Genomic DNA, 15,518 nt, shown 5'->3' with positions numbered 1-15,518 from the left:
GAGCACGACGGCGAGCCCGCTGCGCCGCCCGGCGGGCACCCGCACGATGTCCCCGGTCCGCAGCCGGGCGAGCGCCGCCGCGGATTCGGCCCGCCGGCGCGCGGAACCCTCCCGCGACAGCGCGGCCTCCCGCTCGGCGATCTCCCGGCGCAACCGGTCGTACTCGCCGATGTCACCCTTGTCGCAGCTCAACGCCTCGCGCTTCGCGTCGATCGCCTCGGTGTTGCGCTGCACCGCCCGGGCCAGGCCCACCACGGCCCGGTCGGCCTGGAACTGCGCGAACGACGACTCCAGCACGGTACGTGCCCGCTCCCGCCCGAGCCTGCCGACCAGGTTGACGGCCATGTTGTACGACGGCCGGAACGACGAGCGCAGCGGATAGGTCCGCGTGGAGGCCAGCCCCGCGAGCGCGAGCGGGTCCAGCCCCGGCTGCCACAGGACGACCGCGTGGCCCTCCACGTCGATGCCGCGCCGCCCGGCGCGGCCCGTCAGCTGGGTGTACTCCCCTGGGGTGATGTTCACGCGGCTCTCGCCGTTGAACTTCGTCAGCCGCTCCAGCACGACCGTGCGGGCGGGCATGTTGATGCCGAGTGCCAGGGTCTCCGTGGCGAAAACCACCCGGACCAGCCCCTGGACGAACAGCTCCTCGACGATCTCCTTGAAGGTTGGCAGCATGCCGGCGTGGTGGGAGGCGATGCCGCGTTCCAGCCCCTCCAGCCACGCCCAGTAGTCGAGCACGGCGAGGTCGGTCTCGGGGATCCCGGCGGTGCGTTCCCGGACCAGGGTCCGGATCCGCTGCTGCTCCGCGGGGCCGACGAGCCGCAGACCCGCACGCACGCAGGAGGTGACCGCCGCATCGCAGCCGGCCCGGCTGAACACGAAGACGATCGCGGGGAGCAGGCCGTCGCGGTCGAGCCGTTCCACGACCTCCGGCCGGCCCGGCACCCACGTCCGCCGGCGCGCGCCGGCCGCCCCCCGGCCGCGGCCGACCGTGGGATAGCCCCCCGACAGCGCCCGGCTCTCCTCGCGGGCCAGCCGCAGCAGGTCCGGGTTCACCACTCGTCCACCGACCGCCGTCGGACCACCACGGGCCGCGGGGAAGTCTGCCACGGGCGCCCGGCCGGCACCCCCATTGCGACCACGGTCGCCACCGCGACCCCTCTGGGTGTCCCGGCCCCGTTCGCCGTTACGGTTACCGCCCCGGTCCCGCCCGCGGTCCCGATCGCCGCGGTCCCGATCGCCGATGGTGGCGCGCCGGGTGCCGGCTACCTCGAATCCGGCCTCGACCCCGGCGTTCCCGGCCTCGACCCCGGCGCTCCACCTCGACCGGGCGAGATCATCGTCCAGGACGGCACGGAGTGCCGCGGGTCCGCCCGGCGGCGGGGTGCCAGGAGTGTCCTCGAGGAACAGGTCGTACAGGGTGCGGTCAGCGAGCACATGCTGCCACAGCGGAACGGGACGATGATCGCTGACGATGACCCGGGTGTGGCCGCGCACCGTGACCAGCCACTCGGCGAACTCCTCGGCGTTACTCACCGTCGCGGACAGGGAAACCAGCCGGACCTGCGCCGGCAGATGGATGATGACCTCCTCCCACACGGCGCCGCGCTGGCGGTCGGCGAGGTAATGCACCTCGTCCATGACGACGTAGCCGAGGTCGTCCAGCCGGCCGTTGTCGGCCGGGCCGGCGTAGAGCATGTTGCGCAGGACCTCGGTGGTCATCACCACGATCGGGGCGTCGCCGTTGCGGGAGGTGTCCCCGGTCAGCAGGCCGACCGAGGCGGCGCCGTAGCGGGAGACGAGATCGGCGTACTTCTGGTTCGACAGCGCCTTGATCGGCGTCGTGTAGAAGCAACGCGTCCCGGTGCGCAGGGCGAGATGGGCGGCGAACTCGCCGACGACCGTCTTACCCGCTCCCGTCGGGGCCGCGACGAGCACCCCTTCACCGGCCGCCAGCGCCGCAACCGCCTCGAACTGGAACGGGTCGAGCCCGAAGGGGAGGCCAGCGGCGAACTCCACAAGAATCTCGGGCGTGGAGGACACATCAGCCACCCTACGGGACGCGACGGCCGGCAGCCGACCGGTTTACGCCGGTCCCGACCGGCCGGGGAGGAACCGACGATCATCAGGTGATGTCGCCGTAGGCCCGTCAGGTGATGTCGCCGTGGGTGACGTCGGTACCCGAGAAGCCCGGGGCGACGGGGGCCGTCCCCGCGCCGACGGGTGTCGACGACCCGGTGCCGGCCGGGTCCGCCGTGCCGGGCGACGTGGCCGTCGCCGCGGGGCCCGCGGAGGCCGCCGAGCGGGGCGGGGCGTCGTCGAAGTCCAGCGGGGAGGTCTCGTCGTCGTCCAGGTCGGTGTACGGGGAGGTGTCCCCGCGGCGGGCCACCCGCCGGTCGTTAAGCCAGCCGATGATCAGTGCGACCTCGTAGAGGACCACCATGGGCAGGCCCAGCGCGAGCATGGTGAACGGGTCCTGGCTGGGGGTGACGATCGCAGCGAACACGAACACCAGGAAGATCTCGGCCCGCCGCCAGGACCGCAACTTGGCGGTGCTGATGATCCCGGCCAGATTCAGCATCGTGACGAGCAGCGGAACCTCGAATGACAGTCCGAAGATCAGCAGCATCGCCTGGACGTAGCTGAGGTACCGGTTGCCGTCCAGGACGCTGACCAGCCCGTTGCCGCCGAAGCCGAGCAGCAGACCCAGCCCGGTCGACAACGTCAGGTAGGCGAAGACCCCGCCGGTGGCGAACAGGGCGAGGGAGACGCCGACAAAGGTCAGCGACCAGCGCCGCTCGTGACGGTGCAGACCAGGGGTGATGAAGGACCAGAGCTGATACAGCCACACCGGCGAGGAGACCACCGCCGCGGCGATCATAGAGATCTTCAGGCGGATGGTGAACGCGTCGAGGATGCCGAAGAAGTACAGGGTGCAGTCGTCCGCTGCCAGGCCATCCGGGCTGAACCGCTTGCTCGCCGGCAGGTCGCAGTACGGCGCCTTGAGCCAGTCGAAGATGTGCGGCTCGAAGATGAAACAGACGACACCGGCGACCGCGAACGCGAGGAGCGCGATGGCGACGCGGTTGCGCAGCTCACGCAGATGCTCGGTGAGCGGCATGCGACTGTCCTCGACAGTACGCGTGCGGCGGTGGTTCACCGATGCGACGAGCCTTCGCGGCGTGGGCAACCCTGGCACGTCGGCGGCTCCTGGTCGAGAGGAAGGAGGAAGGGGCGCCGGCGGACGCCCGACAGGCCGTGGGACCGCCGTGAGGTCAGCCCCGGTCGGCGGCCGAGGCGGTGCCGTTCACGGACGCGGTGGCATTCACGGACGAGGCGGGGACCTGACCGGGCGCGGCGGCCTGCGGCTGGGCCACCGGCGGCCGGGCCTCGATCGACAACGGGGCCGGCTGCGCCGCGGGCGCGGGCTGGTCATCCTCGCGCAGGCCCTTTGTCTCGGCCTTGAAGATGCGCAGCGAACGACCGAAGGAACGCGCGGCGTCAGGAAGCTTCTTCGACCCGAACAGCACCAGAACGACGAGGGCGATGATGATGATTTCGGTGGTGCCCAGATTTGGCATGGTCGGCGTCCTCCGATGAGCGCGGTACCGGGCCCGGTCCGACGACCGGTGCGATCGATGCTACGTCCGCCAGCCTACGAGGGGATAGACGGCGTGCGGGTATCCCGGAGATGACGGATGCGCAACGAAGCCAACCTGCACGATAGCTCGTAGCACTCGGCGGGCAAAGCGTGTCCACAACGACACCAGAAACCCCAAATCATCACCGATCGCTACCTCGTCAAGCCGGAAGTCCTGGATTGTGGCAACACAAGACCATATGGCACGATCGACGTCACGCGACGGTCACTCCCGGCGGATCACACGGGGACCACGGATCCGGTCAAGCAGATCCGGTCAGGACGTGCGTTCGGCGAGCCGCGCGCTGACCTCGGCGTGGTCGAGCCGCGCCGCGAGCGCCGCGGTGTCCGAGGCCAGGGCCGAGACCCGCGCGGACAGCTCCGTCGTGGCGGCCCGCACCGCGCGCATCTTCTGCCACACCCGCCACGCACTGAGCGCCAGCAGGGCGAGCACGCCGACGATGAGGACGAGGTAGAGGAGCGCCCAGAGCACACCCATCACCCTACTCGGCGGTCGGCGTGAGCCCGTAGGCGAGCAGGGCCCGGCGGGCCAAGGCGTGCACCTCCTCGGCGAGCGCCGGCGGCTCGACCACCCGCACGTCGGCCCCGAGGCCGAGGACCAGCCGGTGCAGCCAGGAGGTCTCCCCGGCGTACAGCGTGACCTCGAGCCGTCCGCTGGGCAGCTCGCGCACCTCGGTGACCGGGTAGTAGTCGGCCACCCACCGGGCCGGGGACGCCAGCTCCAGCACGACCCGCACGTCCGCCGGGCCGGGCCGGTAGATCCCCTCCCTGGTGTCGCGGGACACCGTACCCGGCGGCGGGACCGCCGGGGCGTCGAGGATCGTCACCCCGCCCGGCCCGTCGATGCGGTCCAGCCGGAACAGCCGCACCGCCTCCGCCCGGTGGCACCATCCCTCCAGGTACCAGCGGCCGTCCTGGACCAGCACCCGCATCGGGTCGACGTCGCGCTCGGTCAGCTCGTCGCGGGACCACACCAGGTAGCGCAGATGCACCCGTCGGCGGTCCCGCAGCGCCCGCTGCACCACCGCGAGGACCTCGTCGTGGACGTCGAGGGTGACGCGTACCTGGCCGACGGCGGCGGTGCCGGCGCCTCCTCCAGCTTCTCCAGCGCCCGGTCCAGGGCCTCGCGGCCGGCGAGGCCGGGCACGTCGGCGAGCGCGCGGGCGGCGACGATCAGGGCCGTCGCCTCGTCGACCGACAGCCGCAGCGGCCGGTCGAGAGTCTGCGGATCGACGACGGTGATCTGATCACCGGAATAGCTCAGGTCGATGAGGTCCCCGGGCGCGCCGCCGGGCAGGCCGCAGACGAACAGCCGGTCGAGGTCGTCGCGCAGCTGGCGGGGGGTGACCCCGAAGGCCACCGCCGCCTCGGTCAGGGAGATCCCGGGATGCGCCCGCAACCAGGGGACGAGCGCGAGCAGCCGGCTCAGCCGGTCGGTGGCGGCGCTCACCGCGTGCCCGGAGCGAGCGCCGGACGATGAACCGGGGCGGGCACCGCACGACGGATCATCGGGCGCTCACCGGGCGTTCGTCGCGGCGCACCCCCGCAGGTGGGGACGCCACGCCGCGGGCGGCGGTGCCCGCGAGCGTGGCGGCGGTGCCCGTGATGGCCGCCCGGAGCCGACCGACCACAGCCGCGCGCAGCTCGGGTGGGTCGACGACGACGACGTCCGGACCCGATCCGACGATCCACCGGGCGAGCTGTTCGGTGTCGGCGAAGTCCATCTCCAGCAGATCCATGCCCGGCGGTGGATTCGTGTCCGGCGACGGATCGGCGTCGCCCGGCGACGGCGACGCCGCCGGGCGGGCGTACCGTCGCAGCGCGTGCGCGCTGCCCCGGCGGACCGCCAGCGTGGCGGTCCGGAAGCGGTCCGGGGGGGCCTGCGCCGAGACCATCGCCCGCAGGTCGACCCCTGGCGGGACCTGGACCGCGCCGGCCGGTCCGACCATGCGCACCGGGCCGGTGAACCGGGACAGCCGGAACACCCGGGCCGCACCACGGTGCAGGTCGTGCCCGGCGAGGTACCACCGCCCCCGCCAGGACAGCACACCCCAGGGCTCGACGTGCCGGTCGGCGGAGTCCGTCTCACCGACCTTCCGGTACGGGAAGCGGATGGTCCGACCGGCCTGGACCGCCGCGAGGCGCTGCTCGAAGGCCGGCTCGGTTGCATCGACCCGCGGTTCGAAGCCGTCGAGCACGCCGAGCCCGCCACCACATCACCGCGGCCCCGCCCGCGGCGAGCTTGCGCAGGGCGCTGGCGGCGGGCCCGACGAGCGCCGTGCTCGACCACAGCGAGCCGGCGACAGCCAAAGCCGCGGCCTCGTCCGGTTCCAGGGCGATGTCGGGCAGCGCGTAGTCGCCGCGGCGGATACGGTAGCCGATCTCGTTGCTGAACGCCGAGTCCGCGCCGGTCTCCAGGGGGATGCCGATCTCCCGCAGATACGCCTTGTCCCGCTCGAACATCCGCCGGAAGGCGTCCTGCTCTTCCTCGGTGCGCCCGGGCTCGTAGCCCTCCACCAGCTCGCCGATCTGGGACACGGTGAGGAAGCGCGATGTCGCCATCAGGCACATCGTCAGGTTGAGGAGCCGCTCCACCCGTCGCCGGGACACACCCGCAAAGGGTAGCCGCCGGAGTTCACCGGCCACGCACCACCCCGTCCCCGCCCCACCGCTGGCGCACCGGTCGCGCCCACCGGGCCACCCACGGCCGGGCCGGGTGAGGGCCGGTGGGCTACGGCTGGCCGGCGCCGGCCCCGACGCCCGACGTGGCCCCGTCGACCGCGATCAGGTCCACCACGAACACCAGAGTGTCGTCGGCGAGGATCGTCGGCGGACGTCCCCCCACCGGGCCGTACCCGAGGTCGGGCGGGATGATGATCTGGCGGCGGCCGCCGACGCGCATCCCGTCGATGCCCTGCCCGAAGCCGGCGATCGTGCCGTCCAGCGGGAAGGTCGCCGGCTGGCCCCGCGCCCAGCTGCTGTCGAACTCCTTGCCGTCGCGCCAGAGCACGCCCACGTACCGGACGGTGGCGGTGCTGGTGGCGGAGGCGACCGCGCCGTGACCGGTCACGAGATCGGTGGTGACCAGCGTGGCCGGCGCCGTCCCCCGGCCCGCCGCGGAGATCGGCTTGCGGCTCAGGTCGGTGGCACCCGCGACCGCGGGGACCCGCCCGGAGGTGCCGTCGACGGCCGTCCGGGAGGGCACCGGCGCCGCCTTGGTGCCGTCGGGGGCGTCGGAGGCGCCGCAACCGGCCAGGAGCGGGGCGAGCAGCACGGCGGGCAGCACGGCACCCGCGAGCAGGTGCCGGCGGGTGGCGGACGGCCGACGGCCGCTGCCACGCGAGCCGGAACGGGCTGACGCGAAGAGCAGGACGACGCCGGCGCGTCGCGGCACGAACATCACAGGGGCTCGAGTCCTCACATACTGGCGATGAGCTTGTCGACCCGATCGTCGACGGAACGGAACGGGTCCTTGCACAGGACCGTACGCTGAGCCTGATCATTGAGCTTCAGGTGGACCCAGTCGACCGTGAAGTCCCGGCGTTTCTCTTGGGCGCGCTTGATGAACTCGCCGCGCAGCCGGGCCCGGGTGGTCTGCGGGGGGCGTGACTTGGCCTCGAAGACGTCGAGGTCACGGGTGACGCGCTCGACCAGACCAGCCCGTTCCATCCGGTAGTACAGGCCCCGGTCACGGTGGATGTCGTGGTATTTCAGGTCGAGCTCGGCGACCCGCGGCGAGGCCAGCGACAGCCCGTGCTTGTGCCGGAACCGCTCGATGAGCACGTACTTCGTCACCCAGTCGATCTCACGGGCGACGAGCTCGAGGTCGTCGGTCTCGATCGCGAGCAGGGTGCGGCCCCACAGGTCGAGCACCCGCTTGGCGACCTCGTCCCCGCCGCGGCGCTCCACGAACTCGACCGCCTTGGAGTAGTACTCCCGCTGGATGTCCAGCGCGCTGACCTCACGCCCGTTGGCCAGCTTGATCCTGCGCTGGCAGGTCATGTCGTGGCTGACCTCGCGAATCGCCCGGATCGGGTTCTCCAGGGTCATGTCCCGCAGCATCACGCCGGCTTCGATCATGCGCAGCACCAGGTCGGTCGCCCCGAGCTTGAGCAGCATGGTCGTCTCACTCATGTTCGAGTCGCCGACGATCACGTGCAGCCGCCGGAACCGCTCGGCGTCGGCGTGCGGCTCGTCACGGGTGTTGATGATCGGCCGGGACCGGGTGGTCGCCGAGGACACCGACTCCCAGATGTGCTCGGCGCGCTGGGAGATGCAGTACACCGCGCCCCGCGGGGTCTGCAGCACCTTGCCCGCGCCGCACAGGATCTGCCGGCTGACCAGGAACGGCACCAGCACGTCCGCGAGCTTCGAGAACTCGCCGTGCCGGCCGACGAGGTAGTTCTCGTGACAGCCGTAGCTGTTGCCGGCGGAGTCGGTGTTGTTCTTGAACAGATGGATGTCGCCGGCGATGCCCTCCTCGCGCAGCCGTCGTTCGGCCTCGACAAGCAGGCCCTCGAGGATGCGTTCCCCGGCCTTGTCGTGGGTGACCAGGTCGGGCACGGAGTCGCATTCCGGGGTGGCGTACTCCGGATGGCTACCGACATCCAGGTAGAGGCGGGCGCCGTTCTTGAGGAACACGTTGCTGCTGCGTCCCCATGACACGACACGACGGAACAGGTACCGTGCCACCTCGTCCGGGGACAGCCGTCGCTGTCCCCGGAACACGCAGGTGACGCCGTACTCGTTCTCCAGTCCGAAGATGCGGCGGTCCACGTCTGCGACCCTATGCTCGAATGCCGCCTCGGCGCGCCGGGACGCTCGGGCCGGATGTCACCCTGAGGCGGATTCGCCCCTCCTGTGGACGGACGGGCCGACCGACGACCGCCAGGCCCAGCCCGACGACGAACCAGCCGGCGAGGACCAGTACCGGACGGCCACCGCCGGCACCGTCGAAGTAGGCCGTCGAGCGCAGCAGCGTGGCACCCGCCCCCGGCGGCGCGAACTGGCCGATGTCGCCCCAGGGCTGTGGCAGCATCTCCGGTGCGGAGGCCGCCGCCGACAGGGCGGCACCAGCGACCAGAACCAGCACCGCGGCGACGAGACCCGGCACGCCCGCGACCGCACCGAGTCCCAGGACCGGCCCGGCGACGGCCAGCGCCAGCAACGTCACGACCGCCATAGTCGTCAGGAACTCCCCGGGCAGGACGTCCAACGCCCCCTGCAGCGCGACGGCCCCGGCGAAGCCGGAGAGCACCGCGAGCGCGGCGAGCCCGGCGAGCCGGATCACCCGCGACCCCACCATCCGCGCCAGCAGCACGCCGGCCGCGGTGATCACCAGCGTCAACGGGAGGTAACCGGCCGCCAGCCCGCCGCCGGTCTGGTCCCGTGGCGCGTTGGCCACCACGTCGACCACCGGGATCTCCAGACCTGGCATGAACACCCGGATGCCCCGGGTCAGCGCCTCGGTGACCGCCGGGCTCGCCGCGGAGGCGACCCGCAGGGTCAGGCCGTTGCCGCCGATGACGATCGCGGCGTAGGCGTCACGCTCGCGCAGCGCACGGTCGGCGGCGGCCACCGTCGGCACCGTGCGCACCGTGAGGGCGCCCGGCTCCACCCGGCTGATCTGGTCGGCGAGCGCGGTCGCCGCGGGTGCCGGGCCCACGGTGAGGATCGGCAGGTCCCGGGGGCGCAGGCTGGTGACGGACGTTCCGTACAGCCAGACCAGGACGCCCATCAGCAGGGCCATGCCGACGGTGATGACGGCGATCCGCCGGGCACCGGGCGTGCCGAGCCCGTCGACGCCGCCGAGCCGGGCCCACGCCCGTCCGGCCGGATCAGCCGGATCGGCCGGATCGGGCAGGCCGGGCAAGCCGGGCAAGCCGGGCAGGCCGGTCTCGCCCGAGGCCAGTGGGGGCGACGGCGCCGAGTGTCCCGGCTGGGGGCGCCGTCCCGGAAGAGGATCATGTTCGCCGCCGCCACGATGCCGTCCCCCGCTCACCACAGGAGGGCTCCGACGGTCCGGTCGACGTGCGCCGGGTCCACCGCGCTCCCCCAGGTCGCCGCCACCCTCGGCAGTGGTTGCCTCACCGCGTCCTCCCTCCGTCCAGCGACACCCGCCAGGCCACTACAAGGAGTAGCGTGACGCCTTCATGCTGTCGAGGCCTGTCTGGTGGCGTGTCGCGGCCCGGCGTGTCCGGGTGAACCCGCCGGTCCGCGGCGGTTCCAGACACCAGGTGGTCGACGGACCATGGGCAGGACAGGCGGATCGGGCGGGAAGGCTCGCCGGCGGAAAGGATGGCGCCATGGCAACCGGAACGAACGACGCGACGTCCCATCGAACACGACATCACGGCGAAGACAGGGCCCGGCTGCGGGCGCAGGTCGTCCGCGGCCGCGGCGGGCTGCCGCTCACAGTCCTCGCCCCGGCCGCGGAGGACCCGCCGCGCGGCGGCATGGTCGTCGTCCAGGACGCCCGAGGCATCACGCCGTACCTGGTCTCCGTCTGCGACCGGCTCGCCGGTGCCGGCTGGCTCGCCGTGGCCCCGCACCTGTATCACCGCGACGGGCTGGACGAGGTGGACCCGGCCGACGGCTGGGCCGCGGCCACGTCGACGATGGGCACCCTGTCCGGCGCGGGCATCGACGCCGACATCGACGCGGCGCTCGGGCACCTCCTCGACGCGGGCTTCCCCGCCGAGCGGAGCGCAGTCATCGGCTTCTGCATGGGTGGCACGGTCGCGCTGCACACCGCCACCCGGCACCCCCTCGCCGCGGCGGTGTCGTTCTACGGCGGCGGGGTCAGCACACCGTACTGGCCCGGCATCCCCGCCTTGGTGGAGGCGGCACCGTCGTTGCGCGGGCCGTGGCTCGGCCTCTACGGCGAGGAAGACGCCCTGATCTCCACCGACGAGATCGCCGCCCTACGGGCCGCGGCCGCACGCTCGGGCGCCCCGACGGAGCTGGTCAGCTACGCCGGGGCCGGCCACGCCTTCCACAGCGACGACCGGGAGGCGGTCTACCGCCCGGTCGCCGCGGCCGACGCCTGGTCACGGGCACTCGCCTTCCTCGACCGGCACGTCCGCCCCCGCTGAGGCGCCCGGCCGGCCAATCGAAGATCGCCACCATCGACATCGCGAGCATCACCCGCACGGCGCCCAGAGGTCACTCCGGTCGGCTTCCGACCCGGTCCCCCGCACCGCCACCACGCTGAGTTGCGGTGCCACCGGCTCGCGACCAGTGGGCCTGGGCGCACCGCCGACCGGAGCCCGCGCACGCAGGCGGCGTGTCGGCCGCCGACCAGGGATCTCCCTTACCCGCGCAGGACGTCCACCATAGTGGAGATGGAAAGGCCGAGCAGAACGAGGGCGGCGAACTGCTGGACCCGGCGCAGCGGAGCGACCCGCAGCAGGAAGTGGCCAAAGGCGACAGCCAGCCCAGTGACGGTGCACAGGGCCAGCAACGCGCCGACGCCGACGGGAATCGGGCGGTGGTAGCGGGCCGCGAGGGTGGCGGTGAGAATTTGGGTGAGATCACCGAACTCGGCGACGAGGACAACACCGAACGCCTCGGCCCATACGCGTCTCGCGGCGGGTCCCTCGACGCCGGCGGCCTTGTGCCCCTCCAGTTCGGCGGGGTCGGCGGGGTGGGAACGCAGGAGGAGGACCGCACCGACGAAGAACAGCGCCCCGGCGACCAACTCGACAGCCCTTCGGGGCAGCGCCGCGACCAAGCCGCCGACGGCGGTGGCGACGCCGACGTGCACTGCGAACGCTGCCCAAATCCCAGCGAGAACCGGCAGCGGCCGGTAGCGGGCACCCAGAACGAGTGCCGCCACGAACGTCTTGTCCGGCAGCTCGGCCGGGAAGACCACAGCGAAGGCGGTCGCTGCAATGATGATATTGTCCACGGCGAGCCCCCGCCGGCCCGGGGCCAGCCCACCCCGGCAGGGCGGCGTGTGATGAGCCCCTTCGAAGGCTCCTGCCTGGTCGAACGGCACCCTACCCGGCCCGCGGACTTCACGAACCGCGAAACACGCCCCCGCGGGGACGCGGCAGCACAAGAACCGTTTGCCAGCTAGGGCTGACAATCTTGGTTCGGGGTCCCGAAATCACCATCCGTCCGGTCGCTACGCGGCTGCGGTGATCCGGTACACCTCGCGACGACCGGCGGGCGGACGGCCCGGAGACCCATCAGCGATCATGTCTGGCAGGACCGCCGGGCCCAGGCGGCGAACATCGCCGCGCTGATGAGGAGGTTGTTCTCGTCGCGGCTGAGGGACCACCACTGGTCCACCTCGTCCCGGGTCAGCAGTCCGGCTTCAATGAAGCTCTCCTGGAACCGCTCCACGAGGAGCTGCCAGGCGAGCCACGACTCGCCGGTGCCGCGGGACTGAACGCCGTGGTACTGCGCGGACTCGTCGGTGAGGTCCAGGCTGAGCACATCGCCGAGGAGTCGGCGGCCATAGGTCGCGTCAAACCCGCCACCCTCGCCTATGAGCCCTTGCAGCGCGCGGACCATGGCGGTGTGTATCGGCGCCTCCGGGACGACCAGGTCGGCGCAGGTCCAATCGACCTCCTCGATCAGAAGCCAGCCGCCTGGTGCGACCGCCGCCGCGAGCCGTTGGAGCGCACGCCGATGGGGGTGGAGGTGTGCGATCAGGAGCCGGGCGTGGACCAGGTCGAACCGCGCGTGCGGAAGATCGTCGACCATCACGTCCATGCGCCGGACCTCGACCGGCTCCGGTAGCCGGTCGAGGAAGCGGATGTCGCGGTCCACCGCGAGGACGTGCCCCGCGGGGCCGACGACCTCGGCCAGGGCCCGGGCGACCGAGCCGGTGCCCGCGCCGACCTCGAGGCAGTGATGCCCAGCGCCGATACCCAGGGCCGCCACGAGCCGCATGGTGCCCGGGTCCCACAGCTGCGCCATCGCTTCGAGGCGGGTGCGCTCGTCCGGATGCCCCTGGTCCAACACGTAGGTGGACAAATCAGTGCCCCCATGGTCGCATATGGCGTCGATCGACGTCCGCTGGGACTCCGACACGGATTATTCCTCGCCTCGCCGGGTGTTTACACCGGCGATCCGTTTCTCCTATCGAGTCATAGACGACCTTGCGGCGCACGGGGCGTTTATGTGAGCATTCCATCGACATCGCGACCGAATCGGTTCGAAGAATGTTCATCTCGTGGTAGTCGGCAGAGGCTGTCATCAACGGCACTGTAATCAACGGAACTCCAGCGAGATGATTTTGTGGCACCCGTGCCGAGAGAGGGGCGTGGACGTGTCCACTGCGCCGCAGGTTGTCTTCGACGCCTTTCACCCCATGCACCGATCCAACCCCTACCCGCGGTACGCGGCCGTCCGCGATTTCGCCGCACTGTACCCGATCAGTCCGGGTATTCTCATGGCGACACGCTACGAGGAGTGCTCGGCGGTTTTCACGGACGCGCTGTGGGGCCACGGCTACGAGGAGGGCATCAACCCCTTCCGTCCAGGAGTGGCTCCCGACGACGTGCCGGGGTCGATGCTGCGGATGGACCCGCCGGACCACACTCGGCTACGCGGGCTGGTCAAACGGGCGTTCGTCCCGCGCAGCACCGAGGGGCTCCGGCAGCGGATCGAAGATCTCGTCAACGCGCTGCTCGACGCGGCGATCGAGGCCGGCGAGGTTGACCTGATGGAGGCGTTCGCGCAGCCACTGCCGCTCACCCTCATCGGCGACATGTTTGGCATCCCGCCCGAGGACTACCCCGCGGTCCAGAAGTGGTCGCTGGAGATCGTCCGCGGCACGGATCCGGACGTCCTGCAGTCGCCCGAGAGCCTGGCGCGCAGGCCGGAGGCCATGCGGGAGTTCGAGGCGTACTTCGCGGCGCTACTCGCGCAGCGGCGCGAGGATCCTCGCGACGACATGCTGAGCGGGATGTGCGCGGCCGAGGACCGCGGCGAGCTGAGCGGCCGGGAGGCACTCGGGCTGTCCGTGGGGTTGCTGATCGGGGGATACGAGACCGTCTCCGACCTGATCGGCAAGGGTGTCGTGGCCATGGTGCGCAACCCCGACCAGATCGCGCTCTGGCTTGCCGATCCCGATCTCGCGGCGCCCGCCGTTGACGAGTTGCTCCGCTACGAGCCGCCCGTGCAGTTCACCCACCGGGTCGCGTTGGCGGAACGGGAGCTGGCCGGGCATACGTTCGCGCGGGGGGACGGCATCGTCATCCTGACCGCCGCCGCCAACCGCGACCCCGCCGTGTACACCGATCCGGAGCGTCTGGACATCACCCGGTTCGCCGGCCGCACCCCCGCGCCGCGCCACCTCTCGTTCAGCGAGGGGCTCCACTACTGCCTCGGCGCGCATCTCGGCCGGCTGGAGACTCAGATCGCCGTGGACACCCTCCTGCGCCGCGCCCCCGGGCTGTCACTGACCGATGAACCCGTCTGGCGCAACACGGTCGCCATCCACGGGCTGGACACCCTTCCGGTCCGCCTTCGGGATTGACCGACCGCCCACGACGCCCGGCCCACCGCATTCCAGGGAGACCAATGAGCGTGAACGAAACGGGTGCCGAACCGGACGTCACCGCCCCTCGCGCCGGCGTACCGCGGGTCGTCTTCGATGCGTTCGATCCCGAGCACTGGCCCAACCCTTATCCCCGGTACGCCGCAGCCCGCGAGGCCGAACCGCTTTTTCCCACTCCGCTGGGCGTACACCTGGTGACCCGCTACCAGGGCTGCGCGACCGTTCTCCAGGACAACACCTGGAGTCACGCCCACGAGGCCGAATTGTTCCATCCCGGCGTCGACACCCTTGACTTGCCGACCTCGTTCCTCTGGATGGACCCGCCCGACCACACCCGGCTGCGCGGGCTGGTCAGCAAGGCGTTCACCCCGCGCACGGTGGCCAACCTGCGGCCCCGCATCGAGCAACTCGTCACGGACCTGTTCGACGCGATCGTCGAGGCCCGCGAGGTCGACGTGATTACCGCGTTGGCCTACCCGTTGCCGCTCACCATCATCGCCGAGCTGCTCGGCGCGCCGGCCGAGGACCATCCGGACCTTCAGCGATGGTCGGGGGCGCTCGCCCGCGGGTTCGACCCCGACCCGCTCCTCTTGCCCGAGGAACGTGACGCACGCTCCCAGGCCGCCCGCGACTTCGTGGCCTACTTCCGTGCCCTCATCACCCGGCGTCGCGCCGAACCGGCCGATGACCTGATCAGCGAGCTCGCCGCCGTCGAGGAGCAGGGCGACGTCCTGACCGAGAACGAGATGCTCGCGACCTGCGTCACGCTGCTGGTAGCCGGGCACGAGACAAGTGTCAACCTGGTCGCCAACGGCATCCTGGCGTTGATCCGCCACCCCGACCAGTACGCCTTGCTCCGATCCACCCCGCGGCTGGCAGAGCCCGCCGTCGAGGAGATGCTGCGTTACGACTCGCCGGTGCACATGACCACCCGCCTCGCCCACCAGCGGACGGAACTCGCCGGGCACACGTTCCAGGCCGGTGACGGCGTCGTGTTGCTCTTCGGCTCGGCCAACCGGGATCCGGCGGCGTTCCCTGACGCCGAGCGGTTCGACATCACCCGGTACGCGGGCCAGACGCCCGCGAAGCGTCATCTCACGTTCAGCCTCGGCATCCACTACTGCCTCGGCGCGCCGCTCGCCCGCCTGGAGATGGAGATGGTGCTGCACGAGCTCATCCGGAGAGGGATCACGATGACGCCGCTCACGGACGACCTCGCCTACCGTAGGAACCTCGTCCTGCGCGGCATCGCCAGCTTCCCGGTCCGCTTCGAACAGCACGCCGGTGTCCTCGGTCAGGTGCCGACGTAGGCCACGAGGTGCTCGCCGGTGAGGGTGAAGCGGA

16 protein-coding genes are annotated in these 15,518 nt (G+C 71.6%); 3 read left to right on the top strand and 13 right to left on the bottom strand.

Translation table 11 applies throughout. The features are described from left to right. From AC08OU_RS13670 to AC08OU_RS13620, 11 genes are all read right to left on the bottom strand, one after another. The coding region (locus AC08OU_RS13670) for a DEAD/DEAH box helicase (protein WP_476605052.1) at window positions 1–2,043 on the bottom strand (2,043 nt) is incomplete at its 3' end. Window positions 2,044–2,149: 106 nt separating this feature from the next. Continuing rightward, complete coding sequence (tatC, locus tag AC08OU_RS13665; RefSeq protein WP_476600810.1) at window positions 2,150–3,199, bottom strand: twin-arginine translocase subunit TatC; 1,050 nt, start codon at window positions 3,197–3,199, stop codon at window positions 2,150–2,152. 76 nt (window positions 3,200–3,275) lie between these two features. Continuing rightward, window positions 3,276–3,581: a Sec-independent protein translocase subunit TatA gene (gene tatA / locus AC08OU_RS13660; protein WP_476600808.1), complete on the bottom strand. Its 306-nt coding sequence runs from the start codon at window positions 3,579–3,581 to the stop codon at window positions 3,276–3,278. A gap of 336 nt (window positions 3,582–3,917) precedes the next feature. Further along, window positions 3,918–4,139, bottom strand: a complete 222-nt coding sequence (locus tag AC08OU_RS13655) for a hypothetical protein (RefSeq protein WP_476600806.1) — start codon at window positions 4,137–4,139, stop codon at window positions 3,918–3,920. Window positions 4,140–4,143: 4 nt separating this feature from the next. Then, window positions 4,144–4,686 (bottom strand): helix-turn-helix transcriptional regulator, encoded by a 543-nt coding sequence (locus tag AC08OU_RS13650; protein WP_476605051.1) that lies wholly within the window; start codon window positions 4,684–4,686, stop codon window positions 4,144–4,146. Then, on the bottom strand, window positions 4,614–5,111 hold the full coding sequence (locus tag AC08OU_RS13645; protein ID WP_476605050.1) for a hypothetical protein: 498 nt from the start codon (window positions 5,109–5,111) through the stop codon (window positions 4,614–4,616). The genes AC08OU_RS13650 and AC08OU_RS13645 overlap by 73 nt, the downstream gene beginning before the upstream one ends. A gap of 55 nt (window positions 5,112–5,166) precedes the next feature. Further along, complete coding sequence (locus AC08OU_RS13640) at window positions 5,167–5,859, bottom strand: WYL domain-containing protein (protein WP_476605049.1); 693 nt, start codon at window positions 5,857–5,859, stop codon at window positions 5,167–5,169. Further along, window positions 5,747–6,223 (bottom strand): helix-turn-helix transcriptional regulator, encoded by a 477-nt coding sequence (locus tag AC08OU_RS13635; protein ID WP_476605048.1) that lies wholly within the window; start codon window positions 6,221–6,223, stop codon window positions 5,747–5,749. The genes AC08OU_RS13640 and AC08OU_RS13635 overlap by 113 nt, the downstream gene beginning before the upstream one ends. Before the next feature lie 169 nt (window positions 6,224–6,392). Then, on the bottom strand, window positions 6,393–7,064 hold the full coding sequence (locus tag AC08OU_RS13630; protein ID WP_476605047.1) for an FKBP-type peptidyl-prolyl cis-trans isomerase: 672 nt from the start codon (window positions 7,062–7,064) through the stop codon (window positions 6,393–6,395). A 14-nt stretch (window positions 7,065–7,078) separates the two neighbouring features. Beyond that, a complete protein-coding gene (gene pafA, locus AC08OU_RS13625; protein ID WP_462187718.1) occupies window positions 7,079–8,437 on the bottom strand; it encodes a Pup--protein ligase in 1,359 nt (452 codons plus the stop codon). Between the two features lie 10 nt (window positions 8,438–8,447). After that, window positions 8,448–9,665 (bottom strand): hypothetical protein, encoded by a 1,218-nt coding sequence (locus AC08OU_RS13620; RefSeq protein WP_476605046.1) that lies wholly within the window; start codon window positions 9,663–9,665, stop codon window positions 8,448–8,450. Between the two features lie 301 nt (window positions 9,666–9,966). On the opposite strand from AC08OU_RS13620, the gene AC08OU_RS13615 reads away from it, so the two are divergent. After that, on the top strand, window positions 9,967–10,755 hold the full coding sequence (locus AC08OU_RS13615) for a dienelactone hydrolase family protein (RefSeq protein ID WP_462187720.1): 789 nt from the start codon (window positions 9,967–9,969) through the stop codon (window positions 10,753–10,755). A 218-nt stretch (window positions 10,756–10,973) separates the two neighbouring features. Here AC08OU_RS13615 and AC08OU_RS13610 read toward each other — a convergent pair whose 3' ends face one another. Together AC08OU_RS13610 and AC08OU_RS13605 are read right to left on the bottom strand one after the other, a co-directional pair. Continuing rightward, window positions 10,974–11,570: a TMEM165/GDT1 family protein gene (locus AC08OU_RS13610; RefSeq protein WP_476605045.1), complete on the bottom strand. Its 597-nt coding sequence runs from the start codon at window positions 11,568–11,570 to the stop codon at window positions 10,974–10,976. Between the two features lie 290 nt (window positions 11,571–11,860). Further along, entirely contained in the window at window positions 11,861–12,703 is an 843-nt protein-coding gene (locus tag AC08OU_RS13605) for a class I SAM-dependent methyltransferase (RefSeq protein ID WP_476605044.1), read from the bottom strand. 238 nt (window positions 12,704–12,941) lie between these two features. On the opposite strand from AC08OU_RS13605, the gene AC08OU_RS13600 reads away from it, so the two are divergent. Further along, entirely contained in the window at window positions 12,942–14,153 is a 1,212-nt protein-coding gene (locus AC08OU_RS13600) for a cytochrome P450 (protein WP_476605043.1), read from the top strand. Between the two features lie 44 nt (window positions 14,154–14,197). Then, on the top strand, window positions 14,198–15,484 hold the full coding sequence (locus AC08OU_RS13595; protein ID WP_476605042.1) for a cytochrome P450: 1,287 nt from the start codon (window positions 14,198–14,200) through the stop codon (window positions 15,482–15,484). Window positions 15,485–15,518 lie beyond the last annotated feature (34 nt).

Source organism: Frankia sp. CcMO1 (genome assembly GCF_977945845.1).
The sequence above is the reverse complement of the archived record's forward strand: the minus strand, read 5'-3'. Positions and strand labels throughout refer to the sequence as shown.